The organism is Nocardioides sp. GCM10030259 (assembly GCF_042666375.1).
Taxonomy (GTDB): Bacteria; Actinomycetota; Actinomycetes; order Propionibacteriales; family Nocardioidaceae; genus Nocardioides.
In genome coordinates this window covers 53,906-79,157 of record NZ_JBHTDF010000004.1, presented here as the reverse complement: position 1 = coordinate 79,157, position 25,252 = coordinate 53,906, and the positions used below count along the sequence as shown (strand labels likewise).

At 72.7% G+C, this 25,252-nt stretch carries 24 protein-coding genes; 8 read left to right on the top strand and 16 right to left on the bottom strand.

The features are described from left to right. Positions 1-78: 78 nt before the first annotated feature. The gene (locus tag ACFQQI_RS04500) at positions 79-1,149 is read right to left on the bottom strand and encodes an amidohydrolase family protein (RefSeq protein WP_378558576.1); all 1,071 of its coding nucleotides are present in this window, start codon (positions 1,147-1,149) and stop codon (positions 79-81) included. 111 nt (positions 1,150-1,260) lie between these two features. On the opposite strand from ACFQQI_RS04500, the gene ACFQQI_RS04495 reads away from it, so the two are divergent. Both ACFQQI_RS04495 and ACFQQI_RS04490 read left to right on the top strand, forming a co-directional pair. Further along, the gene (locus tag ACFQQI_RS04495; protein WP_378558573.1) at positions 1,261-2,052 is read left to right on the top strand and encodes a lysyl oxidase family protein; all 792 of its coding nucleotides are present in this window, start codon (positions 1,261-1,263) and stop codon (positions 2,050-2,052) included. A 148-nt stretch (positions 2,053-2,200) separates the two neighbouring features. Next, positions 2,201-2,542, top strand: a complete 342-nt coding sequence (locus tag ACFQQI_RS04490; RefSeq protein WP_378558570.1) for a hypothetical protein — start codon at positions 2,201-2,203, stop codon at positions 2,540-2,542. Positions 2,543-2,604: 62 nt separating this feature from the next. Here ACFQQI_RS04490 and ACFQQI_RS04485 read toward each other — a convergent pair whose 3' ends face one another. Continuing rightward, positions 2,605-4,617 carry a glycoside hydrolase family 3 protein gene (locus tag ACFQQI_RS04485; RefSeq protein WP_378558567.1) on the bottom strand — a complete coding sequence of 671 codons (2,013 nt, stop codon included), beginning with the start codon at positions 4,615-4,617 and terminating at the stop codon, positions 2,605-2,607. A gap of 135 nt (positions 4,618-4,752) precedes the next feature. On the opposite strand from ACFQQI_RS04485, the gene ACFQQI_RS04480 reads away from it, so the two are divergent. Continuing rightward, positions 4,753-5,922 (top strand): ROK family protein, encoded by a 1,170-nt coding sequence (locus ACFQQI_RS04480; RefSeq protein WP_378558564.1) that lies wholly within the window; start codon positions 4,753-4,755, stop codon positions 5,920-5,922. Here the strand turns inward: ACFQQI_RS04480 and ACFQQI_RS04475 are convergent. The 6 genes from ACFQQI_RS04475 to ACFQQI_RS04450 form a co-directional block, all read right to left on the bottom strand. Next, positions 5,919-7,145 (bottom strand): MFS transporter, encoded by a 1,227-nt coding sequence (locus ACFQQI_RS04475; protein WP_378558561.1) that lies wholly within the window; start codon positions 7,143-7,145, stop codon positions 5,919-5,921. The genes ACFQQI_RS04480 and ACFQQI_RS04475 overlap by 4 nt on opposite strands. A gap of 119 nt (positions 7,146-7,264) precedes the next feature. Further along, positions 7,265-7,633, bottom strand: coding sequence for an NYN domain-containing protein (locus tag ACFQQI_RS04470; protein WP_378558558.1), 369 nt, complete (start codon positions 7,631-7,633; stop codon positions 7,265-7,267). A 110-nt stretch (positions 7,634-7,743) separates the two neighbouring features. Next, positions 7,744-9,321 carry a signal recognition particle protein gene (gene ffh, locus ACFQQI_RS04465; protein WP_378558556.1) on the bottom strand — a complete coding sequence of 526 codons (1,578 nt, stop codon included), beginning with the start codon at positions 9,319-9,321 and terminating at the stop codon, positions 7,744-7,746. A gap of 39 nt (positions 9,322-9,360) precedes the next feature. Continuing rightward, positions 9,361-11,571 (bottom strand): [protein-PII] uridylyltransferase, encoded by a 2,211-nt coding sequence (locus ACFQQI_RS04460; protein ID WP_378558579.1) that lies wholly within the window; start codon positions 11,569-11,571, stop codon positions 9,361-9,363. Positions 11,572-11,679: 108 nt separating this feature from the next. Continuing rightward, entirely contained in the window at positions 11,680-12,018 is a 339-nt protein-coding gene (locus ACFQQI_RS04455; RefSeq protein WP_378558553.1) for a P-II family nitrogen regulator, read from the bottom strand. Beyond that, positions 12,015-13,304, bottom strand: coding sequence for an ammonium transporter (locus ACFQQI_RS04450; RefSeq protein WP_378558550.1), 1,290 nt, complete (start codon positions 13,302-13,304; stop codon positions 12,015-12,017). The genes ACFQQI_RS04455 and ACFQQI_RS04450 overlap by 4 nt, the downstream gene beginning before the upstream one ends. Positions 13,305-13,557: 253 nt before the next feature. On the opposite strand from ACFQQI_RS04450, the gene ACFQQI_RS04445 reads away from it, so the two are divergent. Together ACFQQI_RS04445 and ACFQQI_RS04440 are read left to right on the top strand one after the other, a co-directional pair. Further along, positions 13,558-14,310, top strand: coding sequence for a glycosyltransferase family 2 protein (locus ACFQQI_RS04445; protein WP_378558547.1), 753 nt, complete (start codon positions 13,558-13,560; stop codon positions 14,308-14,310). Next, positions 14,307-14,696, top strand: a complete 390-nt coding sequence (locus ACFQQI_RS04440; RefSeq protein WP_378558544.1) for a DUF2304 domain-containing protein — start codon at positions 14,307-14,309, stop codon at positions 14,694-14,696. Before ACFQQI_RS04445 ends, ACFQQI_RS04440 begins: the two co-directional genes overlap by 4 nt. A 6-nt stretch (positions 14,697-14,702) precedes the next feature. On the opposite strand, the gene ftsY is transcribed toward ACFQQI_RS04440, so the two are convergent. The 4 genes from ftsY to ACFQQI_RS04420 all read right to left on the bottom strand — a co-directional run bounded on the left by ftsY (position 14,703) and on the right by ACFQQI_RS04420 (position 17,317). Beyond that, positions 14,703-15,842, bottom strand: a complete 1,140-nt coding sequence (gene ftsY, locus ACFQQI_RS04435; RefSeq protein ID WP_378558541.1) for a signal recognition particle-docking protein FtsY — start codon at positions 15,840-15,842, stop codon at positions 14,703-14,705. Between the two features lie 34 nt (positions 15,843-15,876). Then, entirely contained in the window at positions 15,877-16,107 is a 231-nt protein-coding gene (locus tag ACFQQI_RS04430) for a hypothetical protein (RefSeq protein ID WP_378558539.1), read from the bottom strand. Between the two features lie 77 nt (positions 16,108-16,184). After that, entirely contained in the window at positions 16,185-16,628 is a 444-nt protein-coding gene (locus ACFQQI_RS04425) for an acyl-CoA thioesterase (RefSeq protein ID WP_378558537.1), read from the bottom strand. After that, positions 16,625-17,317, bottom strand: a complete 693-nt coding sequence (locus ACFQQI_RS04420; RefSeq protein ID WP_378558534.1) for a class I SAM-dependent methyltransferase — start codon at positions 17,315-17,317, stop codon at positions 16,625-16,627. Before ACFQQI_RS04420 ends, ACFQQI_RS04425 begins: the two co-directional genes overlap by 4 nt. Positions 17,318-17,408: 91 nt before the next feature. On the opposite strand from ACFQQI_RS04420, the gene ACFQQI_RS04415 reads away from it, so the two are divergent. Together ACFQQI_RS04415 and ACFQQI_RS04410 are read left to right on the top strand one after the other, a co-directional pair. Beyond that, positions 17,409-18,230 (top strand): TylF/MycF family methyltransferase, encoded by an 822-nt coding sequence (locus ACFQQI_RS04415; protein WP_378558531.1) that lies wholly within the window; start codon positions 17,409-17,411, stop codon positions 18,228-18,230. After that, positions 18,227-18,571, top strand: a complete 345-nt coding sequence (locus tag ACFQQI_RS04410) for a hypothetical protein (protein ID WP_378558529.1) — start codon at positions 18,227-18,229, stop codon at positions 18,569-18,571. Before ACFQQI_RS04415 ends, ACFQQI_RS04410 begins: the two co-directional genes overlap by 4 nt. Here the strand turns inward: ACFQQI_RS04410 and smc are convergent. Then, on the bottom strand, positions 18,568-22,122 hold the full coding sequence (smc, locus tag ACFQQI_RS04405; protein ID WP_378558526.1) for a chromosome segregation protein SMC: 3,555 nt from the start codon (positions 22,120-22,122) through the stop codon (positions 18,568-18,570). The genes ACFQQI_RS04410 and smc overlap by 4 nt on opposite strands. Positions 22,123-22,262: 140 nt before the next feature. After that, positions 22,263-23,519: an MFS transporter gene (locus tag ACFQQI_RS04400; RefSeq protein WP_378558523.1), complete on the bottom strand. Its 1,257-nt coding sequence runs from the start codon at positions 23,517-23,519 to the stop codon at positions 22,263-22,265. A gap of 111 nt (positions 23,520-23,630) precedes the next feature. Here ACFQQI_RS04400 and ACFQQI_RS04395 point away from each other — a divergent pair, with 111 nt between their 5' ends. Beyond that, positions 23,631-24,050, top strand: coding sequence for a hypothetical protein (locus ACFQQI_RS04395; RefSeq protein ID WP_378558520.1), 420 nt, complete (start codon positions 23,631-23,633; stop codon positions 24,048-24,050). A gap of 20 nt (positions 24,051-24,070) precedes the next feature. Here the strand turns inward: ACFQQI_RS04395 and ACFQQI_RS04390 are convergent, their stop codons facing one another. Together ACFQQI_RS04390 and mutM are read right to left on the bottom strand one after the other, a co-directional pair. Beyond that, entirely contained in the window at positions 24,071-24,274 is a 204-nt protein-coding gene (locus ACFQQI_RS04390; protein WP_378558517.1) for a hypothetical protein, read from the bottom strand. Positions 24,275-24,355: 81 nt separating this feature from the next. Further along, the gene (gene mutM / locus ACFQQI_RS04385; protein ID WP_378558515.1) at positions 24,356-25,252 is read right to left on the bottom strand and encodes a bifunctional DNA-formamidopyrimidine glycosylase/DNA-(apurinic or apyrimidinic site) lyase; all 897 of its coding nucleotides are present in this window, start codon (positions 25,250-25,252) and stop codon (positions 24,356-24,358) included.

The following is a 25,252-nucleotide window of genomic DNA, read 5'->3' as shown; positions in this document are numbered from 1 at the left end:
ACGACCAGGTGCCCTACAACCCCGACCTACACGGCCGGCTCAGCACCCTCACTCAGGAGGCTGCTTGACATAGGGCTCTCAGACCACGCGGCCGCGCAGCACGATGCACGCGGGACGCAGCAGCACCGACAGGTCGGCCAGCGGGTCGGCGTCGTAGACGACGAAGTCGGCCGGGGCACCCTCGGCGAGGTCGGCGTTCCAGCCGAGCCACTCGCGCGCCCGCCACGACGCGGCCCCGAGGGCGTACTCGCGCGGCAGCCCCATCGCGGCCAGGCCGATCACCTCGCCGGCGAGGTTGCCGTGCCGGGCGAAGCCGCCGTGGTCGGTGCCCGCGTAGAGCGGCACGCCCGCGTCGTACGCCGCCATCAGCACCTCGCGTCGGCGGACGAAGAGGTCGGTCATCGTGCGCGAGTAGTCCGGGAACCGGCCGCGCGCGGCCCAGGCGTACTCGGGGAACTTCTCGGTCTGCATCACGGTCGGCACCAGCGCGACCCCGCGCTCGGCCATCAGCGCGAGGTGGCCCTCGTCGAGGCCGTTGCCGTGCTCGATGCAGTCGATGCCCGCCTCGAGCAGCCCGCTGAGCACGTCGCGGCCGAAGCAGTGGGCGGTGACCTTCGCGCCGTGGTCGTGCGCCACCCGGATGGCGGCGGCGAAGTCCTCGACCGGGAACGACGGCGTCAGGTCGCCGTCCTCCCGGGAGATCCAGTCCCCGACGAGCTTCACCCAGCCGTCGCCGTCCTGCGCCTCCCGGGCGACCGACGTCGCGAGGTCGGCCGGCTCGACCTCGAGGGCGTAGTTGCGCAGGTAGCGCTTCGTGCGAGCGATGTGGCGGCCTGCGCGGATCAGCCGGGGCAGGTCCTCGCGCTCCTGCACCCAGCGCGTGTCGGACGGCGAGCCGCAGTCGCGGATCAGCAGGGTGCCGCCGTCGCGGTCCTCGATGGCCTGCTGCTCGGTCTCCTCGTCGCTGATCGCGCCGTCCTCGCCCAGCCCGATGTGGCAGTGGGCGTCGACGAGGCCCGGGACGATCCAGCCGTCGACCGCGCGCTCGGCCCCGGCGACCGGCTCGTAGGTCACGGTGCCCCCGACGACGTACAGGTCGCGGACCTCGCCCCCGGGGAGGACCGGGCCGTGGAAGCGGAGCGCCGTCATGTCGGGCACGGTACCGGCCTGCCGGGGCGAGCCACCTGTCGGTCCTAGTCGGTCCTGGTCGGTCCTGGCGAAACGCATTCACAGACCGCCGTCTCCTGTCACCATCCTTGTGTGCGCGCGTTTCGAGCGGCTGCCGTTGCGATGACGGCCTGCGTCGCGGCCGCCCTGGCCGGCTGCAGCGACGACGCGTCCGCGCGCTGGTCCGAGAAGCCCGTGGGCGAGCCCGTGCTGCCCGACTTCATGCCGGTGCCGCCCGCGGACATCCACACCAAGCTCGACGGCACCACATGGACCGTCGAGTTCTCCTCGACCCTCGTCAACGTGGGCGAGGGCGACTTCCACGCGACGGCCGAGCGGCTCGCGAACGGCCCGTGGACCGTGCGGCAGGACATCGAGCACGACGGCGGCGGGGCCGACCATGTCGTGATCCCGGCCGAGCCGATCTGGGGAGGCGACGGTCACGAGCACTGGCACCTGGAGCGAGTCGTGGAGTACCACCTGGTCCGCCACGACGCCCAGGGCCGGCCCGCCTCCGGACGCGGACGCACCGACCACAAGGTGGGCTTCTGCATCTACGACTTCGAGAAGCAGGACCTCGACTACGGACCGGAGGACGCGGTCTACGACCGCGAGGGGTGCGGCCGGTCGGACTCTGCCCTGCTCGTGATGGGCCTCTCCCGCGGCTGGGGCGACGTCTACAACTGGGACCTCCCGGGCCAGAGCATCGACGTCTCCGACCTCGACGATGGCCCCTACCGGATCACGGCCGTCGCCGACGAGGAGGGCGTCTTCGAGGAGGCGTCCACCGACAACAACACGACGTGGGTGGACTTCGACCTGTCGACCGACGCGCAGGGCAACCGGCTGGCGAAGGTGACGGCCGTCGGCCCGCAGCCCGAGTGATCCCACTCCCCGGTATTGGCGAAATCTCCCGGCGCGGGTATTCGAGCCGCTCAGCCGGCGGGACGCTCGGGGGTGCACCTTCCTCAGGGCGGGCGCCGCGCGGTTCACCACCGCGTGCCACTCGGGCGCGGGGGATTTGGAGGACTCGATGAGCAAGAAGCTATGGGCGGCTGCTGCAGCCATCGCCCTGACCAGCATCAGCTCGCCTGCGGTCGCCGCCGAGCTGAGCAACGGCAGCGGCCAGTCCTGCGGTACCGCAATGGGCAGCTGGCACTTCGTCAACAACCAGACCGGTGGCGCACCGTCCGGCACACTGACCGCGACGTTCAGCGACGGCACCTTCTGGACGGTCGACGCGTACAAGAACACAGGATCCACGCAGCACTTCCGCGTGGAGTCGCGCGGCACGCTCGTCAGCGCCTCGACCGGCAGCTTGCCGGGCAAGCTGGTCCTGTCCGACTTCACCTGCACGCCCGTCAAGAAGAAGTAGCACGCGAGGGTGTCGGCAGCACCGCTGTCATCAGCGATGCCGCCGACACCGTCGTCACGCCGTCACCGCCGGCGCGTGGACAGGCCCCAGCCGTAGCGGAACAGCGGGTCGTAGTCGGCGTCGCCGACGTTGATCGGCTCCTGGTCGACACTGCGCGGCCAGGTCACCGGCAGCTTGCCCGTGAAGGGCTGCTTGCCGAAGAGCACGTCGGCCACGCCGTCACCCTCGCTGCCCGGCAGCCACGAGGCGACCAGCGCATCGGTCCGGGCGAGCAGGTCCGCCGGGATCTCCAGTGGCCGGCCGGACACGACCAGCACGGTGCACGACGATGCGGCGGCACAGACGGTCTCGACCGCGTCGCGGTCGGCGTCGCTGAGCATCATCGTCTGCTGCTGGCGAGGCGTGCCACCGTCGGCGGCGTCCCAGGCCCACTCGGGGCCACGGACGTCGCCGAAGCCCTCGGCGTACGGCGTCTCGCCGACGACCACGATGCCCTCGGCGCCGGCCGGGACCGGTGCGCTGGCGTCCTCGCTGAAGACGACGTCGCCGCGGCTCGCGTCCTCGATGCCGTCGAGGATGGTGTCGCCGGGGATGACGTTGGCCGAGCCACCCTGCCAGGTGATCGTCCAGCCGCCGGCCTGGTTGCCGATGTTGTCGGCGTTGGAGCCGGCGACGTAGACGTCGTCGCGCTTGTCGAGCGGCAACGCGTGGTGCTGGTTGCGCAGCAGCACCTGGCTCTTCGCGACGGCCTCCCGCGCGACCGCGCGGTGCTCACGGCTGCCGACGTCGTCGATGTTGCGCCGGTCGGTGAACGGGTCCTCGAAGAGGCCGAGGTCGAACTTGGCCTTCAGGATCCGCGCGACGGCGTCGTCGATGCGGCTCATCGGCACCTCGCCGTCGTTCACGAGCGAGGTCAGGGTCGGGATGAACTCGTCCCAGCCGGTCGGGTTGTTGGGCGCCTGGATCGGCTCCATGAACATGTCGACGCCGGCGAGCACCGACGTCCTGACCTGCTCGCGGTAGTCGCCGGGCAGCTGCCGGATCGCGCGCCAGTCGGAGATCACGAAGCCCTGGAAGCGCTGCTGCTCCTTGAGCCAGCCGGTGATCAGCTCCTCGCTCGCGTGCATCTTGACCGGGTTGCCGAGACCGTCGTCGGCCCAGTCGACGCTGGAGAAGGACGGCATGACGGACCCGACGCGGTGCTTCCGGATCGCGGGGACGTACGGCGAGAGCGCGAGCTCGTCGAACTCGGCGCGGGTGACCTCGGTGATCCCCTGGTCGATCGGGTACGCGGTGAACGGGGAGACCTCGTCGCTGGCCCGGGTCTCGTCGTACGACGTGAGGCCGTCGCCCGCGAAGTGCTTGGCGCTCGCGAGGACCCGGTCAGCGTCGTCGAGCTGGCCGCGCCGGCCCTGGAGGCCGTCGATCGCCGCGCCGCCGAGCTTCGCCACGAGGTCGGGGTCCTCGCCGAAGCTCTCGTAGGTCCGGCCCCAGCGGTCGTCGCGAGCGACGCAGATGCACGGCGCGAAGGCCCACTGCGGTCCGGATGCGCGGGTCTCCTCCGCGGTGACGTGGCCGATCCTCTCGACCAGCTTCGAGTCGCGGGTGGCGCCGAGGCCGATGTTGTGCGGGAAGACCGTGGCGCCGAGCAGGTTGCCGTGGCCGTGCACGGAGTCGACCCCGTAGATGAGCGGGATGCCGAGGCGGGTGTCGAGGGCCGCCTCCTGGAAGCGGTCGACCGTGTCGGCCCAGGCCTCGGGCGAGTTGGTGGCCGGCACCGAGCCGCCGCCGGACAGCACGCTGCCGAGGAAGTTGTCGGTGATCAGGGACGGGTCGGCGTCGACGTCGGCACGCTCGGCCTGCGCCATCTGGCCGATCTTCTCCTCGAGCGTCATCCGGCCGAGCAGGTCGTCGACGCGCTCGGAGGTCCGCAGCCTGGCGTCCTGGTACGGCAGCGTGTCGGCGCCGATGGCGGGGCCGGCGGGCTGGAGCAGTGCGGCGGCGATGGCGCCGCCCGCGAGAGCGGCGAGCACCGGTCGGCGCCGCCGGGTGGAGCGTGGGAACGGGTGGGACATGGGCGTTCTCCTTGCCGAGTTCAAGGGGTGACGCAGGTCACGCTAGGAAGGCCCTTCCTCCGGGTCAATGCGGAAAGATCCCGTTTCCGGGCCACGTTTGTTCACTTCCCGGACGAACCCGCCTAGCCTCGTCGCATGGTCACCGCAGGGGCGCTCGAGCGGCTGCGAGACGCCCACCGGCGCGCGATCACCGGCCTGCTCGCCAGCGAGGGTCCGATGAGCCGGGCCGACCTGGCCCGCGGCACCGGGCTGTCGCGCACCACGATCTCCAGCCTCGTGAGCGACCTGATCGGGACCGGGCACGTCGTCGAGACGGCCGACCGCGGCCGCCCGCACAAGGGCGGGAGCGGCCGCCCGCCGCACCTGGTCGCGCTCAGCACGCCGCACGGCGTGGTGGCCGGCGTCGACATCGGGCACGGCCACGTGCGGGTGGCCGTGGCCGACCGCGCCGGCGCCGTGCTGACGGAGGAGAGCGCGTCGTTCGACGTCGACACCCATGGCGCCGTCGCGCTCGACCGGGCCGCGCGCATGGTGCGGGAGGGGCTGGCCGCGGCCGGGGTCCAGCGGTCCGACCTGCACGGCGTCGGCATGTGCGTGCCGGCGCCGCTCGACCGGCGGTCCGCGCGGATCCGCACCGGGATCATGCCGGGCTGGCGGCACCTCTCCCCCGCCGACGAGCTCCACCGCCGGCTCGACGTGCCGGTGTTCGCCGACAACGACGCGAACCTCGGGGCGCTCGCCGAGCTCGGACGCGGCGCCGCGCGGGGCGCCACCGACGTGATCTACGTGAAGCTCGCCAGCGGCCTCGGCGCCGGCATCGTGATGGGCGGCCGACTGCACCGCGGCACGACCGGAATCGCCGGCGAGATCGGGCACGTGCAGGTCGGCGAGGACGGTCACGTGTGCCGGTGCGGCAACCGCGGCTGCCTCGAGACCGTCGTCGCGGCACCCCGGTTGCTCGACCTGCTGCAGCCGGCGTACGACGAGGAGCTGTCGGTCGACAGCGTGCTCGCGCTCGACACGGCGGGCGACGCCGGCGTGCGGCGGGTGCTCGACGACGCCGGTCGGGTCGTCGGCCGCGCGCTCGCGGACCTGTGCAACGGGCTGAACCCGGAGGCAGTGGTGCTCGGTGGCTCGCTCGGCACGTCGCCGTCGCTGGCCGCCGGGGTGCGCGCCGCCATCGACCGCTACGCGCAGCCCGACGCCGCCGGTGCCGTGCAGGTGGTCCCCGGCGAGCTCGGCGACCGGGCCGAGGTCGTCGGCGCGGTGTCGCTCGCGATCGCTCGGGTCGCGGCCAGCAGCTAGCTGGCGACCGTGAACTCCGGGACCGGTGCGAGCGCGGCCCGGAGCCTCCGCTGGGAGCTGGCGACGAGCGCGAGGGCCAGCGCCATGGCGGTGACGGTGACCGCGAACGCCGCGGTGTACCCGTGGTCATCGGCCAGCCGGCCAGCGACGGTCGAGCCGACGGCGTACCCGAGCCCGGTGGCGCTGGCGAGCACGGTCATCGCGGTGGCGACCCGGGCCGGCGAGACGACGCGCTCGGCCAGCGTGAAGACGCCGATCATGAACGGTGCGACGGCGCAGCCGAGCACGGCGACGACCGCGACCAGGGCCGGCAGCCCGTCGACGAGCAGCAGCGGCAGCGAGAGCAGGAGCAGGGCGCCGGCCGCGGCCAGGATGCGCCGCTCCGGACCGATGCGCTCGGGGATGAACGCGGTCGCGAACCCGGCGAGCGCGCTGCCGAGCCCGAGGGTGGCGTGCACGAGGCCGGCGACGCCGGGCTGCCCGGCCTCGGTCGCGAGCACCGTGGTGCCGGTCTGGGTCGCCCCGAAGAGCGTGCCGATGAGCAACTGGGCGCCGACGAGCACCACCAGCACCGGGGTCAGCAACCGGCCGGTCGGCAGCGCGACGCCGTCACCTTGGGTCCGCGCCGTACGGTGCAGCGCGAACGCCGCGCCGAAGACCGCGAGCATGACCGCGGCGAGCAGCAGAGCCCCGCTCGGCGAGACCGCGACCACCCCGACGCCGACCAGGGCCGGCCCGATGGCGAACGACGCCTCGTCGGCCGCGCCCTCGTAGGAGAACGCCACGTCGACGAGGCGGCGCTGCTCGGTGCCGGTGCGCGCGGTGATCGGCCGCCAGCGGACCCGCGCGAGCGGGCCGACCTGGGGCATCGCGAACCCGGCCAGGGCGGCGACGGCCACGACCGCGACGGCCGGGGCGTCGGCGCGGACCAGCGCGACGAGCATCGTGAGCGCGGCCCCGCCGGCCAGCGACTGGACGAGCACCACGTGGCGCTGCCCCAGCCGGTCGGCGAGCGCACCGGCGAACGGCGCGCCGATCGCGTTGGCGACCGCGAGCGCGCCGGCGGAGAGCCCGCCGAGCCCGTAGCTGCCGGTCGCGTCGGAGACGAGGAGCAGGGTGCCGAGCTGGCTCATCGCGAGCGGGAGCCGGGCGAGGAAGGCGACGGCGACGTACGCCGGGCCGGCGAGCTCGAAGAGGCGCCGGTAGGAGGCGAGGGGTGACACGGGAGGGCCTTTCGGGTGCGTCGGAACGACGCGCCGAACCCACCTCCAAGACGCGTGAAACCCTGAACTGGTTGAATCCTAGAGCTCCGACGCCGCCGGTGCCCACTCCTGGCGCAGGCTCAGAGCTGGTCGAGCAGCCAGGTCGGGCTCAACGACTGGGCGCCCACGCCCCCGACCCGCGCCTGGAGGAACCGGTCGGCGGTCACGACGACCACGCGGTCGCCCCGCTCGGCGGCCCGTTGCGCCTCGGCGACGATCGTGTCGTCGCCCTGCCCCGCGGCGTGGACGGTGCGCACGTGCCCGTCGCGGCCGGCCTTCACTCCGCCCTTGGCCTGGCCCTCGAGCACCAGCACGATCTCGTCGTACGCCGTGTCCGCGACCAGCAGCGACTCGTGCAGGCGCCGGGCGGCGCCCGCCCGGTCCTTCCACCAGCCGTCCGGTCGGCTGCCGACGACGTTCGCGGCGTCGACGACGAGAACCTGGGTCACGACTGCCTCACCTGTCACTCTGCCGGGACGGAACTCGTGCTCCTGTCGTGCAACTGCGTCGGGGAAGCACGAGATTCACCGGGTACCCGGTGAAACTCGCCCGGGTCCGCTCACTTGAGGTACTTCGAGAAGTCCTTCGGCAGGTCGAGCGCGGCGGCGGCCTTCTCGTAGTCCATCGGCTCCTCGCCGGCGGGCGCGCCGAACGGGTTGGCGCCGGCGCCGGCGGCCTTCTCCTTCTGCGCGGCGGCCTGCTGGGCGGCCTTGGCGGGGTTGCCGGAGACGCGCTTGCCGCCCTTGCCCTTCTTGGCAGGCTGCTTGGCCTTCCCGCGCTTGCCGCCCGCGCCGGGCATCCCCGGCATGCCGGGCATCCCCGGGATCCCGCCACCCTTGGCGAGCGACTGCATCATCTTGCGCGCCTCGAAGAAGCGGTCGACGAGCTGGTTGACGTCGGAGACCTGCCGGCCGGAGCCCTTCGCGATGCGGGCGCGGCGGGAGCCGTCGATGACCTTCGGGTTGGCCCGCTCGGCGGGCGTCATCGACTGGATGATCGCCTGGATCCGGTCGATCTCGCGCTCGTCGAAGTTGTCGAGCTGCTCGCGGAACTGCCCCATCCCGGGCAGCATCCCCATGATCTTCGACATCGAGCCGAGCTTGCGGACCTGCTGCATCTGCTCGAGGAAGTCGTCGAGGGTGAAGTCGCCGCCCTGGCCGGTGAGCTTCGCCGCCGCCTTCGCCGCCTGCTCGGCGTCGAAGGCCTTCTCGGCCTGCTCGATGAGCGTCATCACGTCGCCCATGTCGAGGATCCGCGACGCCATCCGGTCGGGGTGGAAGAGGTCGAAGTCGGTCATCTTCTCGCCGGCGGAGGCGAACATGACCGGCTTGCCGGTGATCGAGGCGATCGAGAGCGCGGCACCACCGCGGGCATCACCGTCGAGCTTGGTGAGCACGACGCCGTCGTACCCGACGCCGTCGAGGAACGCCTGCGCGGTCGTCACGGCGTCCTGGCCGATCATCGCGTCGACGACGAACAGCACCTCGTCGGGCTGCACCGCGTCGCGGATGTCGGCGGCCTGCTTCATCATCTCGGCGTCCACACCGAGGCGGCCGGCGGTGTCGACGATGACGACGTCGTGCAGGGTCCGCTTGGCCTCCTCGACGGCGTCCCGCGAGACCCGCACCGGGTCGCCGACGCCGTTGCCGGGCTCCGGCGCGAAGACCTTGACGCCGACGCGCTCGCCGTTGACCTGGAGCTGGTTGACCGCGTTGGGGCGCTGCAGGTCGGCGGCGACCAGCAGCGGGCTCTTGCCCTGCTCCTTGAGCCAGAGCGCGAGCTTCGCGGCCAGCGTGGTCTTGCCGGCGCCCTGGAGGCCGGCGAGCATGATGACGGTCGGGCCGCTCTTGGCGTAGCGCAGTCGCCGGGTCTCGCCGCCGAGGATCGCGACGAGCTCCTCGTTGACGATCTTGACGACCTGCTGGGCCGGGTTCAGCGCCTGGCTGACCTCCTCGCCCCGCGCCCGCTCCTTGATCGCGCCGACGAACTCCTTGACCACGGGCAGCGCGACGTCGGCCTCGAGCAGGGCGATCCGGATCTCGCGCGCGGTGGCGTCGATGTCGGCCTCGGAGAGCCGACCCTTCCCGCGGAGGTTCTTGAAGGTGTCGGCGAGCCGGTCGGAGAGTGTGGCGAACAAGGGCGTCCCTCGGCAGTCGTACGTGAGCGTCCGTCAAGCCTAGACGAGGGGCGTGGCAGCACCCGAAAGCGCGGCGCGTACGGCGTGCGCCGCCTCGGCCGCGCGCGTGTCCGCCAGCGCGCCCGCGCCGGGCTCCTGGAGGTAGAACACGTCCACCGCCTGCGGGCCCAGCGTGTCCACGTGCGCGGACCGCACGGCGACGTCGAGGCCGGCCAGCGCGGCACACACGAGGTAGACGACCCCCGGCCGGTCCGCGGTGCGCACCTCGAGGACCGTGGCCTCGTCCGACGCCTCCGGGCGTACGACGACGGCCGGGTCGAGGCCACCGTCGTCGGTCGCACGCAGCCGGTTCGCGGCGTCCGCGCGGCCGTCGACGACCGCGTCGTACCGCTGCTTCAGGACGGCCGGGTCGAGGCCGGCCTCCCCCACCTCCCAGACGGACACGGCGTACTGCTCCTGTCCCCAGGCGCGTGCCGCCCGCACGGGGATCCGGGCGAGCGCGAACGTCGCGGCGAGGTCGGCGAGCAGGCCGAGGCGGTCGGGCGCGACGACCGTGACCCGGGACCCGTCGAGCGCGGGCTCGACCCCGAACGAGACGCCGCCCGCGGTCGCCGCCTTCGGGACCTCGATCTCGTCCGTGGCGATGCGCGGGACCGCGGCGCCGGTGTCGAGGGCCACCCGCACCCGGCGCGCGAGGTCGCGGACCAGCCCGGACCGCCAGGACGACCATGCCTTGGGTGCCGTCGCGCGGGCGTCGGCCTCGGTGAGCGTGAGCAGCAGGTCCAGCGTCTCGACCGACTCCAGCCGCGAGACGACCAGGTCGACGGTCGCGGGGTCGTCGGGGTCGCGCGTCGTCGCCGTCTCGGCGAGCAGCAGGTGCCAGCGCACCAGCCGCGCCACCAGATCCACGGCGTCCGCGGCGAAGCCCATCCGCTCGGCGATCTCGCGGGCGATCGGCTCCCCCGCGACGCTGTGCTCGGTCAGGCTGCCCTTGCCGATGTCGTGCAGCAGCGCCGCGATCATGAGCACGTCGGGTCGGGCGACCTGGCGGATCAGCGCGGACGCCTCGACGCAGGTCTCCACGACGTGCCGGTCGACGGTGAACCGGTGGATCGCCGACGCGTGCGGCAGCAGCCGGATCCGCTCCCACTCGGGCAGGATCGCCGGCAGCGCACCGGTCTCCTCGAGCGTCTCCCAGACCGCGAGCAGGCCGTGGCCGGAGGCCAGGAGCCGCACCAGCAGCCGGCGGGCCTCCGCGGGCCACGGCGCGGGCAGCGGTGCCGACTCGCGCGCCAGCCGGGACGCGGTCGCAGGCGCGAGCACGACGTCGCGCTCGGCGGCCTCCGCGGCGGCCCGGAGCAGCAGCAGGGGGTCGTCGGCCGGCTTCGCGCGGGCGTCGAGCACCACCTCGCCGGCCGACAGCGCGACACCGGGCGCGAGGGGGTCCAGCCGCGGACGGCGGGGCCCCCGGATCCGGGCCGGCTCGGCCAGGACGGCGTCGACCCGTCGCCACGTGAGGTGCGAGAGGTGGGCGATCCGGCGCCCGATCTCGCGGACGTGCACCTGCGCCGCGCGGGCGTCGGCGAGGTCGAGCCGGTGCGCGACGTCCGACCACAGCTCCGGCGAGATCCGATCGGTCCCCCGGCCCGCCGCATCCTGCAGCGCGTCGCGCACGTCGAGCAGCGCGACCCGGCTGCGCTCCAGCTCGACGTGCGGCACGTCCACCAGCCACGTGGCGACCAGCGCCTGGAGCACGGTGGCGTCGCGCAGCCCGCCCTCGGCCTCCTTCACGTCGGGCACCGAGAGGTGGGCGAGCTCGCCGATCCGCTCGTGCCGGGTGCGCACCAGCTCGCGCAGCGCCGGCAGCCGCTCGCGCGACCCTCGTCGCCAGTGCGCGAGCATCGTGGTCCGCAGCCGCAGCGTCACGGCCGGGTCACCGGCCAGGTGCCGCAGGTCGAGCACCCCCAGCGCGACCTTCAGGTCGGCGTCCGCGGCGTCGACCATCTCGTCCATCGTCCGCACCGAGTGGTCGAGCCTGGTGCCGGAGTCCCAGAGCGGGTACCAGACCTGGCGCGCGACCTCGCCGACATCGACGCCCGCGTCGTGCACGAGCACGACGTCGAGGTCGGAGTACGGCGCCAGCTCGCCGCGCCCGTAGCCGCCGACGGCCACCAGCGCGGCGCCCGTCTCGGGCCCGCCGCTCTGCTCGTACGCCTTGGCGCACAGCGCGTCGGCATCGACGGTCCGCAGGGCGCGATCATCGGTGGTCAGGACGCCACCTCCTCACTGCGATCATGCCGTAGACCCGCAGACAAGCCGCGGCCCGGCTCCTGCGTGAGGAGCCGGGCCGCGGATCGGTCACAGGGCGGCGTCGTCCCGGTCGCCGGTGCGGACCCGCACCACTGTCTCGACCGGGCTGACCCAGACCTTGCCGTCGCCGATCCGGCCGGTCTGCGCGGTCTTCACGATGATCCCGACCACGTCGTCCGCGTCGTCGTCGCCGACGACGATCTCGATGCGGATCTTGGGGACCAGCGCGATGTCGTACTCCGCCCCGCGATAGACCTCGGTGTGGCCCTTCTGCCGGCCGTAGCCGCTGACCTCGCTGACGGTCATGCCGGTGACGCCGAACGTCTCGAGAGCCTCGCGGACGTCCTCCCACTTGTGCGGCTTGATCACCGCGGTCACGAGCCTCATGCGTTCACTCCTTCGGTGACGGTGCTCTTCGCCAGGACGGAGGTGGCGGAGCTCGAACCCCCGCCGCCGAGTCCAGTGTGCAGGTCGTACGCCGACTCGCCGTGCTGGTCGCTGTCGATGCCCTCGACCTCGGCCTCCTCGGAGACCCGCCAGCCGATCGTCATCTTGATCGCGAAGGCGATGAGGGTCGTGGCCACGCCCGACCATGCGATCGCGATGACGGCGGCCATCACCTGGTCACCGAGCGACCCGAAGCCTCCGCCGTAGAACAGGCCGTCGATCCCGCCCGGCGCGTCCGAGGACGACACCAGGCCGATCAGCACGGTGCCGACGATGCCGCCGACCAGGTGCACGCCGACCACGTCGAGCGAGTCGTCCATGCCCAGCTTGAACTTCAGCCCGACGGCCCAGGCGCACAGGGCGCCGGCCACGGCGCCGATCAGGATCGCGCCCGGGAGCTCGACCGCGCCGCAGGCCGGCGTGATCGCGACCAGACCGGCGACGATGCCCGACGCGGCGCCCAGCGAGGTCGCCTTGCCGTGCAGGATCCGCTCCATCAGCATCCAGGCGAGCATCGCGGCGCAGGTGGCGACGGTGGTGTTCAGGAACGTCACGCCGGTCTCGGAGTAGAACTGCGCGATGTTCTCCTCATCGGTCTCGCCGGCGAAGACGATCGAGCCGACGTTGAAGCCGTACCAGCCGAACCACAGCAGGCCGGCACCCAGCATCGTGAGCGTCAGGTTGTGCGGGCGCATCGGCTCCTTGCCGAAGCCGAGCCGCTTGCCGATCACGAGGGCCAGCACGAGGCCGGCGACACCGGCGTTGATGTGGACGACCGTGCCGCCCGCGTAGTCCTGCGCGCCGAAGTGCTCGGAGATGAAGCCGCCGCCCCAGACCATGTGGCCGATCGGGAAGTACGACAGCGTCACCCACAGCGGCACGAAGACGATCCAGGCCGAGAGCTTCACGCGGTCCGCGATCGCTCCGGAGATCAGCGCCGACGTGATGGCGGCGAACGTCATCTGGAACATGACCGCGACATAGCTGTCCGCAGCGACGTCCTCGAGCCCGAACAGGTCGAACGGGTTCGCGAAGAACCCGCCCACGTCGTTGGGCCCGAACGTCATGGACCAGCCCCACAGCACGTAGACGATGCAGACGACGGCCATCGCGACGTACGACATCATCATCATGTTCAGCACGGACTTGGAGCGACTCATGCCGCCGTAGAACAGCGCGAGCGCCGGAACCGTCATCATCAGGACGAGGGCTGTCGCCACCAACATGAAGGCGTAGTAGCCGTCCACAGAACCTCCAGGGATCACATCTCGGGAGGGCGGCGCCGGCGCGACTGCTCTGTCGACTCCGGGGTCCGCCCCATTGGCAGACACCCTTCGCGCCGGAGGTTTCGACCCGTGCTGATCCATGTTGCAGTCAGGAAACGTGTGACGCCCGAATGTTTCCGGCACGTTTCCCGACGCGCCGTGTCGGCGACGCCCTGCCGTGGCCACACGCCGGGCCGTCCGTAGAATGCGCGCCATGCCCGCCACCCCTCCTCCCTCGCCACGGGTCCTGGCGATCGTGCCGGCGTGGAACGAGGAAGGCGCGGTCGCGCAGACCGTCACCGCGCTGCGCGCCTCGTGTCCCGAGCTCGACGTCCTCGTCGTCGACGACGGCTCCGGTGACCGCACCGCCGAGGTGGCCGAGGGGGCCGGCGCCCTCGTCGTCCGCCTCCCGTTCAACCTCGGCGTCGGTGGCGCCATGCGCACCGGCTACCGGTACGCCGTACGCCACGGGTACGACGCGGCCGTCCAGGTCGACGCCGACGGTCAGCACGACCCGGCCTTCCTCGACCAGCTCCTCGCCGGCCTCCAGGACGCCGACGTCGTGATCGGCGCCCGGTTCGCCGGCGAGGGCGAGTACCGGGTCGGGCTGCTGCGCGGCATCGCCATGCGGCTCCTGGCCGGCACCCTCAGCCGACTGACCAAGCAGCGGCTGACGGACGTGACCAGCGGGTTCCGTGCGGCCAACCGACGCGCGATGGCGGTCTTCGCGATCCACTACCCCGCGGAGTACCTCGGCGACACGGTCGAGTCCCTGGTCATCGCGCACCGCACCGGCTGCCGGATCACCCAGGTCCCCGTGGCGATGCGGCCGCGCACGGCCGGCCAGCCGAGCCAGTCCCCCTTCCGCGCGGCCCTCTACCTCTGCCGCGCGGTCATCGCCCTCTGCCTGGCGCTCGTGCGCCCGTGGCCGAGCGGCCTCGAACTCTCTCCTCCGGAGTCTGCGTGAGCGCCAACTACGTCCTCGGGATCCTCGGGTCCCTGATCACCCTCGCCGCGCTCTTCGAGCTGATGCGACGCCGTCGGCTCCGCGAGAAGTACGCCGTGCTGTGGGTGACCGTGTCGGTGGGCCTCATCCTCATCGCGCTGGTGCCCGCGCTGCTGCCGGCCCTGGCCGACCTGGTCGGCGTGGAAGTGCCGGCCAACCTGCTGTTCTTCGTCGCCAGCGTCGTCCTGATGCTCGTGAGCATGCAGCACAGCTACGAGCTCGGCCGCCTCGAGGAGGAGACCCGCACGCTCGCCGAAGAGGTGGCCCTGCTGCGGCTCGACCTCGAGCAGCACAACGGGCGGCACAACGGGCAGAACAGCTCACCGCCGCGTCGGCAGGCGGACTGAGAGCTCCTACCCGAGCAGGGCGTCGACGAACGCGCCCGGCTCGAACGGCGCCAGGTCGTCGGCGCCCTCGCCGAGGCCCACGAGCTTGACGGGGACGCCGAGCTCGCGCTGCACCTGCACCACGATGCCGCCCTTGGCGGAGCCGTCGAGCTTGGTCAGCACGATGCCGGTGACGTCGACGACCTCGCTGAACACGCGCGCCTGGATCAGGCCGTTCTGGCCGGTCGTGGCGTCGAGCACCAGCAGCACCTCGGTGACCGGCGCCTGCTTCTCGATGACGCGCTTGACCTTGCCGAGCTCGTCCATCAGGCCGGCCTTGTTCTGGAGCCGGCCGGCGGTGTCGACGATGACGGTGTCGACGGAGGTGTCGACGCCCTCCTTGACGGCCTCGAACGCGACGCTCGCGGGGTCGGTGCCCTCGGGACCACGGACCACGTCGACGCCGACGCGCTCGCCCCAGGTGGCGAGCTGCTCGACGGCAGCGGCGCGGAAGGTGTCGGCAGCGCCGAGCACGACGCTGCGGTCCTCGGCCACCAGGATCCGGGAGATCTTGCCGACCGTGGTGGTCTTGCCGGAGCCGTTGACGCCGACCACGAGCACGACGCCGGGCCTGCCGTCGGTGCCGCTCACCTGGAGGCGCCGGTCCATCCCGGCATCGACGAGCGCGAGCAGCTCCTCGCGGAGCACCACGCGGGCATCCTCCGTGGAGCCCTCGACCCGCAAGCGGGTGCGCAGCTTCTCGACCAGCTCCTGGGTCGGCGCGACGCCCACGTCGGCGGTGAGCAGGGTGTCCTCGATCGACTCCCAGGTGTCCTCGTCGAGCCGGTCGCGCGACAGCAGCGCCAGCAGGCCGCGGCCGAGACCGCTCTGCGACGACGACAGGCGCTGCCGCAGCCGGACCAGCCGCGATGCCGTGCCCTCCGGCCTCTCGAGGACCGGTGCCGCGGGCTCTGCGGGTGCCTCGGGGGCCTCGACCTCGACCGGCGTCTCCGCGACCGGCCCGGTCGGGGGCGGCGTGACGACGTCGGCCGGCGGAGCCGGCGGTGCCGACGGCGGCGTACGGCGGCCGCCCCGGACGAGCAGTCCGCCGACGAGCGCGACCGCCAGGACGGCGATCGCGATGACGAGGTAGAGCCAGTCACCCATGGCTCAATCCAACCAGAGCGCGGGTGCGGCTCCGTCAGCGGTGCTGCTCGGGCTCCCGCTGGTGCGACGCGTGGTCGCGGTCGAGCCCGAACACCGACTGCTCGTCCTCCTCGATCAGCGGCGCCGCGTCCGCTGCGCGCGCCATCGCGTCCCCGAGCCAGGGCGCCGCCGGCATCTGCTCGCCGCGGTGCGGGTAGGCGACGTACGCCGTCACCAACCCGGCGACCACCAGGATCAGGACCATCACGATGACGACAGTGAGCACTCAGACCTCCCGAGAAAGGCGGGCACCCGACGGGTACCCGCACCCCCACCGTGCCATACGCCCGGAGCGGGCCGGCATCAGGCTCGCAGCAACGGCTCGACTGCGGCGCGGATCACGTCGGGCATCGGCGTGACCGGACGCGCCGGATCGGTGTTGTCGACGTACACGTGCACGAACCGGCCCTCGGCCGCGGCCTCGTCGCTCTCTCCCTGGAAGAGCCCGATGCGGTAGACCACGCTGGAGCGGCCGACCTTGTCGACCACCAGCCCGGTCTCGATCGGCGCGGGGAAGCCGAGCTCGCGGAAGTAGCGGCACCCGGTCTCGGCGACGATCCCGATCTGCGGCAGCCGGCGTACGTCGACGCCCGTCGCGTCGTAGAGGTGCGCGTTGACGGCGGTGTCGAACAGCTCGTAGTAGGTGGCGTTGTTGAGGTGGCCGTAGGCGTCGTCGTCGCGCCAGCGGGTGGTGACGGTCCGCCAGGCGACGTAGTCGGCCCGGACCGGGCGAGCCCGGTCCGTCACGCTTCCGGTCCGGGGAGCACGATGTCGTCGAGGGTCGGGCGGCCCGTCTTCTCGTGGTGGGGCTCGACGACCTCGCCCTTCTCGAAGACGATGATGCTGTCGTAGAAGTGCATCGACGTGGTGGTCCTGGTGAACTCGTCGACGACGAGGTCGTCCGAGCGGGAGTGCCAGGCGTTCAGCTGGTCGGTGAGGTTCTTGGCGTACTCGATGAACGTGTCCGGCTTGCGGTAGTCGCCGCCGTACTCGCTCCAGTAGCTCGTGTGCAGGTCCTCGATGAGGAAGACGCCACCGGGCTTGACCGCCGGGTAGATCTCCTCGAAGGTCGCGACCTGCTGACCCATCGTGTGCCCGCCGTCCTCGATGACCACGTCGATCGGGCCGACCTCGTCGACGATGCGCCGGAGGAACTCCCGGTCCTCCTGGTCGCCGATGAAGACCTTGGTGTGCGGCCCGCCGAGCTGGGCGCACCGCTCGTCGATGTCGACGCCGTAGATGGTCGCGCGCCGGCCGAAGTAGTCGCGCCACATCTGGAGCGAGCCACCGTGGCTGACGCCGAACTCGACCACGACCACGGGCTTGCCGCGGAACCGCTGGAAGTGCCGGTGGTAGATGTCGAAGTAGTGCATCCACTTGTGGATGAGTCGCCCCTTGTTCCGGCGGAAGTAGGCGAGCAGCGGGTTGCCGGGCATGCGCTCATCCAACCAGAGGCCGGGGCCGAACCGGTGGCTCGTCGGCGGTCAGGAACTGGTCAACCGGCGACGCGCTGGCTACGTTGTCGCGGTGCCCGAGAACCCAGCGGTCGACCTCTACCTCAGGACGATGGCGAACTTCCTGACCAGGTTCGGCTTCGAGAGCGGTCTCGCCCCCGTCGAGCTGCCCGAGCGCTCCTACGAGTCCTACCTGCTCCAGATGGTGTCCCGCTCCATGGCCGACCGGCAGGTGCTCCTGACCGAGCGGGTCACCTTCGACCCGGAGCGCCGGGAGAACGGCGAGGACTGGCCTCCGGAGGCGGAGACGATGGTCGGGCTCAAGCGCCTTCGCAACGTCCGCGAGTGCGCCGAGTCGGTCATCGCCGACGGCGTCCCCGGCGACTTCCTCGAGGCCGGCGTGTGGCGAGGGGGCACGTCGATCTACATGCGCGCGATCCTCGCCGCGTACGGCGTCACCGATCGCACGGTCTGGGTCGCGGACTCGTTCCGTGGGCTCCCGGAGCCCGACGAGCGGTTCCCCGCGGACGCCGACTCCGACTTCCACACGTTCCCGCAGCTGGCGATCCCGCTGGAGACGGTGCAGGGCAACTTCGAGCGCTACGGCCTGCTCGACGACCAGGTGCGGTTCCTCGTCGGGTGGTTCGCCGACACTCTGCCGACGGCACCGGTCGAGCAGCTCGCGCTGCTGCGGCTCGACGGCGACATGTACAGCTCCACGATCGACACGCTCGGCGCGATGTACGACAAGGTGTCCGTGGGCGGGTACGTGCTGGTGGACGACTACTCGATCCCCTCCTGCGCGGCGGCGGTCCACGACTTCCGCGACGAGCACGGCATCACCGACCCCATCGAGACCGTCGACTGGACCGGCAGGTTCTGGAGGAAGTCGTGAGCGAGCACGAGGACCCGGTCGAGTGGCGGGAGCGCAGCCTGACCGAGCTGCACGAGATCATGCTGGCCGAGATCGAGCGGGCGGAGCGGCGCGCGGAGGCCGCCGGCGCGCGGGCGCGTCAGCACCGCGTCCGGGCCCGGCAGGAGCGCGCTCGCGCCCGTCGGGCCCGCGACCGCGCTCGTCGGGCGCGTGAGCGGACCCGGCAGGCGCGTGCGCGTGCGACGCGCGCCGAACGGAGGCTCGCCGAGCTCGAGCAGAGCACGACCTGGCGCGTGGGCCGGGCCATGCTGCGGCCGGCCGTCGCCGTACGGCGTGCCGTCCGGCGCCGTCGCCGGACCTAGGAGGCCTCCGCCTCGCGCAGCCGCTGGCTGATCACCGCGGACACGCCGTCGCCGCGCATGGTGACGCCGTAGAGGGCGTCGCCGACCTCCATGGTGCGCTTCTGGTGGGTGATGACGAGCAGCTGGGAGTTCTCGCGCAACTCCTCGTAGATCTCCAGCAGGCGGCCGAGGTTGGTGTCGTCGAGCGCCGCCTCGACCTCGTCGAGGATGTAGAACGGCGACGGCCGGGCCTTGAACAGCGCGACCAGGAACGCCACTGCCACGAGCGAGCGCTCACCACCCGAGAGCAGCGAGAGCCGCTTGACCTTCTTGCCCGGCGGCCGAGCCTCGACCTCGACGCCGGTGGACAGCATGTCGCCCGGATCGGTGAGCACCAGCCGGCCCTCGCCGCCCGGGAAGAGCCGCGCGAAGGTCGAGTCGAAGGCCTTGCTGACGTCGGCGTACGCCTCGGTGAAGACCTGCTCGACGCGCTGGTCGACCTCGCGGACGATGTCGAGGAGGTCCTTGCGGGTCTTCTTGAGGTCCTCGAGCTGCTCGGTGAGGAACTTGTGCCGCTCCTCCATCGCCGAGAACTCCTCGAGCGCCAGCGGGTTGACCCGGCCGAGCTCGCGGAGCGCGCGCTCGGCGGTCCGGAGGCGCTTCACCTGCTCGTCGCGGCCGTACGGCGCGGGCTCGGGTGCCTCCTCGCCCTCGGGCACCTCCCCCGTGTGCGGGATGAGCTGGTCGGGGCCGTAGTCGGCGACGAGCGCGTCGCCGTCGAGGCCGAGCTCCTCCAGGGCGCGCTCCTCGAGCTGCTCGATGCGCATGCGCTGCTGGGTGCGGGCCATCTCGTCGCGGTGGACGGAGCTGACCAGCTCGTCGTGCTCCTTGCCCAGCTCGCGCAGGGCGGCGCGGACGTCGCGGAGATCCTGCTCCCGGCCGCTGCGGGACTGCTCGACGGCCGTGCGCGCCTGCGCCGCCCGGTCGATCGAGACCTCGAGCCGCTGGAGCACGTAGCCGACCGCCACGCCGACGGCCTCGGCGGCCCGGCCCTCGCGGAGCAGCCGCTCGCGGCGCTCGGCGGCGCGGGCCCGGGACTCGCGCTCCTTCTCGGCGGCTCGGACCAGGGAGTCGGCGCGGCCGTGCAGCGCACGGGCCCGCTCCTCCGACGTACGCAGCGCGAGGCGAGCGTCCATCTCGCCCTGGCGGGCGGTGCGCGCTGCCTCGACGAGCTGCTCGCGGACGGACGTGTCCGGCTCCTCCTCGGGCGCCTCCTCGGCGTGGGTGAGCCGCTGCTCGAGGTCGGCGAGCCCGGACACGGCCTGCTCGCGGGCCTCCTCGGCCTTGGCGATCGCCTGGGCGAGCCGCTCGGCCTCGCCGCGGGCCGCGCGCGCCTGGGACCCGAACTGGCCGAGCTCCTCGGCGACGGCGGCGAGCGTCGCGTCGGACTCGTGGAGCTTCGCGAGCGCCACGTCGACGCGCTTCTGCGCCTCGAGCCGCTCGCCCTCCATCCGCGACATCTCGAAGCCGAGCCGCTCGGAGGACGCGATCACCCCGGCGAGCTGCTGCGCGGCCTCGTCGACCGCGGCCTGGACCTCGATCAGGCTCGGCTGGCTGCCGGAGCCGCCGGACGCGAAGTGGGTGCCGAACACGTCGCCCTCCCGGGTCACCGCGGTGACGTCGGGCAGGGAGGCGACGAGCGCGCGGGCGGCCGCGAGGTCGTCGACGACCGCGACCCGGGCGAGCAGCCGGGTCAGCGCGGCCCGGACCTCGGCGGGGCATTCGACCACGTCGACGGCGTACTCGGCTCCGGACGGCAGTCCCGGCCAGTCGCGCGACTGGGCAGGCGCCCCGCCCAGCAGCAGGCCGGCGCGGCCGAGGTCGCCGTCCTTGAGGTGGTCGATGGCGCGTACGGCGGCGTCGGCGTCGGCGACGGCCACGGCGTCGGCGGCGGACCCGAGGGCCTGCGCGACGGCGGTCTCGAAGCCGGCCCGGACGCTGAGCAGCGCGGCGACCGAGCCGAGCAGCCCGGAGACCTCGTCGGTCGCGGCGAGCAGCGCGCCGGCGCCGTCCTTGCGGTTGAGGCCGAGCTCGAGGGCGTCCTTGCGGGCGGCGAGCGCGCTCCGGTCGCGGTCGGCCTGGAGCGCCTCGTCGCGGGCCTTGGCGAGCCGCTCCTCGATGTCGTCCAGCGCAGCGGTCGCGGCCTCGTGCTCGGCGTCGAGGCCCTCCTCGCCGGCGTCGAGGCCGGCGACCCTGGTCTCGAGCGCGGTGAAGTCGCGCTGCGCGCGCTCGGCGCGGGCGACGGCCTCCTCGCGGGCCAGCGTGAGGCGGCCGACCTCCTCGTCGGCCGCGGCGGCGCGCTGGCGGAGCGCGTTGACCTGGCCGTGCAGCCGGGCCAGGCCCTCGCGGCGGTCGGCGGCGGCGCGCTGCAGCGCGGCGACCCTGCGGTCCTCCTCGGCGGCGGCGTCCTCCGCCGTACGCCGCGCGGTCACCGCCTCCTCGAGCGCGACCCGGTGGGCGTCGACCTCGGCCGCGATCCGCTGCTCCTGCTCGCGGACCTGCTCGGCCTCCGCCTCGAGCTGCTCGGGGTCGCGCCCGGAGCGCGACTCCTCGACGTCGTGGGTGCCGGCGGCGTTGCGCACCCGCTCGGCGGCCAGAGACTGGGTGCCGCGCAGCCGCTCGCGCAGCCCGGAGAGCGCGAACCACGTCTCCTGGGCCTGGGCCAGCGCCGGCAGGTCCTCGCGGAGGGCGGCCTCGAGCGCTGCCTCGCGCTCGCGGCCCTTCGCGACATCGCCCTCGACCTGCTCGCGGCGCGCGACCAGGACCGACTCGTCGGCCATCTCCTGCTCGAGCGAGCTGCGGGCCGTCGTGAGGTCGTCGGCGAGCAGGCGGGCACGCGCGTCGCGCACGTCGGCCTGCACGGTCACCGCCCGGCGGGCCACCTCGGCCTGGCGGCCCAGCGGCTTGAGCTGGCGCCGGATCTCGACGAGCAGGTCGTTGAGGCGCGTGAGGTTGCCCTCGGTGGAGTCGAGCTTGCGGAGCGCCTTCTCCTTGCGCTTGCGGTGCTTGAGGACGCCGGCCGCCTCCTCGATGAAGCCGCGGCGGTCCTCGGGGGTCGCGTGCAGGATCGTGTCGAGCTGGCCCTGCCCCACGATCACGTGCATCTCACGGCCGATGCCGGAGTCGGACAGGAGCTCCTGGACGTCGAGCAGCCGGCACGGGTTGCCGTTGATGGCGTACTCCGAGCCGCCGCTGCGGAACATCGTGCGGCTGATCGTGACCTCGGAGTAGTCGATCGGCAGCGCGCCGTCGGCGTTGTCGATGGTCAGCACGACCTCGGCGCGGCCGAGGGGCGGCCGGCCCGACGTACCGGCGAAGATGACGTCCTCCATCTTGCCGCCGCGCAGGGACTTGGCGCCCTGCTCACCCATCACCCAGGCGAGCGCGTCGACGACGTTCGACTTGCCGGAGCCGTTGGGACCCACGATGCAGGTGATCCCGGGCTCGAGCTGGAGCGTCGTCGAGGACGCGAAGGACTTGAACCCCTTGAGGGTCAGGCTCTTCAGGTACAACGTCTGGCTCCCAGCTCATCGGTGCGGTTCGTCGGACTGAGGACGAAGGCAGCATCATCGCAGCCGGCCAAAGGGGGAAGCTCAGCGAGGCACACGATACCGGGGACGACCCCCGGTTCGTGGCATCCCCGCCCCGCCCGTCACGTCCGGGTGGCCCGCGCCTCCTCGGTGTGCGCCAGGTGGGTGAGCTGGCGCCAGATCAGCACCACGAACACCGCCGAGCCGACGAAAGCGAACCAGAACGGCGCGGTCACGCCGCCGTGCCGGGCGATCACCCCGCCGATGCCCGAGCCGATGACCAGGCCGCCGAACGTGCCGACCAGGTTGACGCTGCCCACCCGGCCCTGGAGGTCGGTCGGCACCGCCCGCTGGCGGATCGTGAGCGAGGTGGTGCCCCAGATGAAGGCGTGGGCGCCGAACACGAAGAAGATGCACATCGCGACCCAGGGCGACGTGGTCACCGCGAGGGCGAACATCGTGAACGTCTCGAAGAGCAGACCGATCCTCATCAGGTTGCCCAGGCTCACCCGCCGCGTGATCGCGCCGTACGACAGCGTGCCGATCAGCCCGCCGACGGCCGAGACCGTGGTCAGCAGGCCGAACCCGATCTCGCTGAGGCCGAGGCGCTGGGTCGCGTAGAGCACGAGCACCGACCAGGCCGCGCCGAAGGTGATGTTGAAGACGAAGATCGTGAGCACCAGCGTGCGCACCGCCGGGTGGTGCAGGACCCAGCGGAACGCCTCGGCGATGTCGCGGTGGATGTCCTCGCCGAACCGTACGCCGGGGTCGCGCTCGCGCCGGTGGCTCGGCAGCACGACCCGCGAGATCAGCACCGCGCCGAGGGCGACGACGGCGGCCTGGGCGGCGAACGGGATCGCGTGGCCCGCGGCGAAGAGCGCCGCACCGATCGGCGGCCCGGCCAGCTGGTTGACGGTGATGAACCCGGTCGTCAGCCGGGCGTTCGCGACCGGCAGGTCGTCGCGGTGGACGAGCATCGGCATCAGGGTGGCGGCGGTGTTGTCCGCGAAGACCTCGGCGGTACCGAGCAGGAACATGGCCAGCAGCACCACCCAGATCGCCGCCACGTCGGCCGCGACCGCGACGCAGAGCAGCACCAGCACGAGCGCCCGGAGCAGGTCGACCGTGACGATGATCAGCCGCCGGTCGAGGCGGTCGGCGAGCGCTCCGGCGTACAGGCCGAACAGGAGCGGCGGCAGCCACTGCAGCAGCGCCGCCAGGGCAACGAGGATCGGGTCGTGGGTCAGCGACGCGACCAGCAGCGGGCCGGCGGCGAGCGCGATGCCGTCACCGAGGTTGGACACCCACGACGACGCGAGCAGCCACCGGAAGCCGGTGCCGAGGCGGCGGGGCGCGACGATCTCGGCGAGGCTGCTCACAAGCCGCTGAGACTAGTCGCTCGACCCGGCGCGCTCCTCCGGTTTATCGGACGGCCCGGAGGGGGTACACCCCGGCCAGCGTCCCGCCAGGGACCGGAACGGGGAGACAGCATGATCAAGAAGGCTCTGGCGGCGCTCGTCGCGTCCGCCGTGATGCTCGCACCAGCGGCGACCGCGACCGCCGCCGAGGGGACCGGCCAGGCCCGTGCGGCGAAGGCGGTGACCGGCACGTGGAAGGGCGCCGTGTACGGCGACGCGGGCGGATCGGCCGGCTACCCGGCGAAGGTGAAGATCACCAAGAGCGACGGGAAGCTCCGCGGCAAGGTCACCTATCCGGGTGTGTGCTCCGGCAAGTGGGTGTTCCGCGGCAAGAAGAGCGGCTGGTTCACCTTCCGCGAGGTGATCACCCGCGGGTCGGGCTGCGTGAGCCCCGTCAGCGTGAAGGTACGCCGGGACGGCAAGCGACTGAAGGTGGTCTGGCGAGAGCCGAAGACCGGCGACACCGCCAGCATGAGGGCGCGCCGGACCTGACCGGCCGTACCCGGCAGCGGTCAGGCGGGCTGCATCTCCGACAGGGAGGCAGCTTCGTCGAGGAGGGCGGCAGCCTGCGCTCCCGCGAGCTTGTCGTTCTCCTCGCTGAGGCGCAGGACCAGCGCCTCGAGCTCGCCCACACGCGCGCGCAGCCGAGCGTTCTCGGCCGAGAGTGCGGGGGTTCGCAGGTCGCTGTTCATGTAGCCGATCAGCGCCTTGGCCATGAATGAGCCTTCCGGGGAATGGTGGAGGGGTGGGGCCGCGATGGCGGCCGTCTTCAAGAGTCCCACCCGCGCGGCTCCCGGTCAATCCGGGACAGGCAAAGCCTCGGGAGGCCCCGCCCCGCGGCCGGTGCGACGGCGGCGCGGGGCCGGCTGGCAGGCCGGGCAGAAGTACGACGAGCGGTTCATGAACGCGACCCGCCGCATCGGCGTGCCGCAGCGGTCGCAGGGCTCCCCCTCACGCCCGTAGGCGTGCAGGGAGCGGTCGAAGTAGCCCGACTCGCCGTTGACGTTCACGTAGAGGGCGTCGAACGACGTGCCGCCCTCGCCGAGCGCCGCGACCATCACCTCGCGGGCGTGGCCGAGCAGCTCCCGCACCTGCGCGGCGCTCAGCCGGTCCCCCGGCCGCTCGCCGTGGATCCGGGCCCGCCACAGCGCCTCGTCGGCGTAGATGTTGCCGACGCCGGAGATCAGGTTCTGGTCGAGCAGCTGCCGCTTGACGCCGGACGTGCGCTTGCGGACCTTGCGCACGAAGAGGTCGTCGTCGAACTCCGGGTCGAGCGGGTCGCGGGCGATGTGCGCGATCTCGGGCGGCAGCTCGGCGCCGCCGTCGGACACGCTGAGTCCCCCGAACATCCGCTGGTCGACGAAGCGCATCTCGACGTCGGTGGCCTCCAGCACGAAGCGCACCCGCAGGTGCCGCTCGTCGGGTGCCCCGGCCGGCTGGACCAGGATCTGGCCGCTCATGCCCAGGTGGCCGAGCAGCGCGTCGCCGCTGTCGAGCGGCAGCCAGAGGTACTTGCCGCGCCGGCGGGCGCCCTCGACCCGGCGCCCGGCGAGGGCCGCGGCGAAGCCCGCCGGGCCGCGCTGGTCGCGCCGAACCGGGCGCGGGTGCAGCACGTCGACCCGGGCGATGGTGGCGCCCACGACGTGGCGCTCGATGCCGGCGCGGACGACCTCGACCTCGGGGAGCTCGGGCAC

Bases quoted from the DNA above. Each gene is read 5' to 3' on its own strand.
- ACFQQI_RS04500 (WP_378558576.1), bottom strand. From the start codon at position 1,149: ATGACGGCGCTCCGCTTCCACGGCCCGGTCCTCCCCGGGGGCGAGGTC.
- ACFQQI_RS04490 (WP_378558570.1), top strand. From the start codon at position 2,201: ATGAGCAAGAAGCTATGGGCGGCTGCTGCAGCCATCGCCCTGACCAGC.
- ACFQQI_RS04485 (WP_378558567.1), bottom strand. From the start codon at position 4,617: ATGTCCCACCCGTTCCCACGCTCCACCCGGCGGCGCCGACCGGTGCTC.
- ACFQQI_RS04480 (WP_378558564.1), top strand. From the start codon at position 4,753: ATGGTCACCGCAGGGGCGCTCGAGCGGCTGCGAGACGCCCACCGGCGC.
- ACFQQI_RS04455 (WP_378558553.1), bottom strand. From the start codon at position 12,018: ATGAGGCTCGTGACCGCGGTGATCAAGCCGCACAAGTGGGAGGACGTC.
- ACFQQI_RS04450 (WP_378558550.1), bottom strand. From the start codon at position 13,304: ATGTTGGTGGCGACAGCCCTCGTCCTGATGATGACGGTTCCGGCGCTC.
- ACFQQI_RS04445 (WP_378558547.1), top strand. From the start codon at position 13,558: ATGCCCGCCACCCCTCCTCCCTCGCCACGGGTCCTGGCGATCGTGCCG.
- ftsY (WP_378558541.1), bottom strand. From the start codon at position 15,842: ATGGGTGACTGGCTCTACCTCGTCATCGCGATCGCCGTCCTGGCGGTC.
- ACFQQI_RS04420 (WP_378558534.1), bottom strand. From the start codon at position 17,317: ATGCCCGGCAACCCGCTGCTCGCCTACTTCCGCCGGAACAAGGGGCGA.
- ACFQQI_RS04395 (WP_378558520.1), top strand. From the start codon at position 23,631: ATGATCAAGAAGGCTCTGGCGGCGCTCGTCGCGTCCGCCGTGATGCTC.
- ACFQQI_RS04390 (WP_378558517.1), bottom strand. From the start codon at position 24,274: ATGGCCAAGGCGCTGATCGGCTACATGAACAGCGACCTGCGAACCCCC.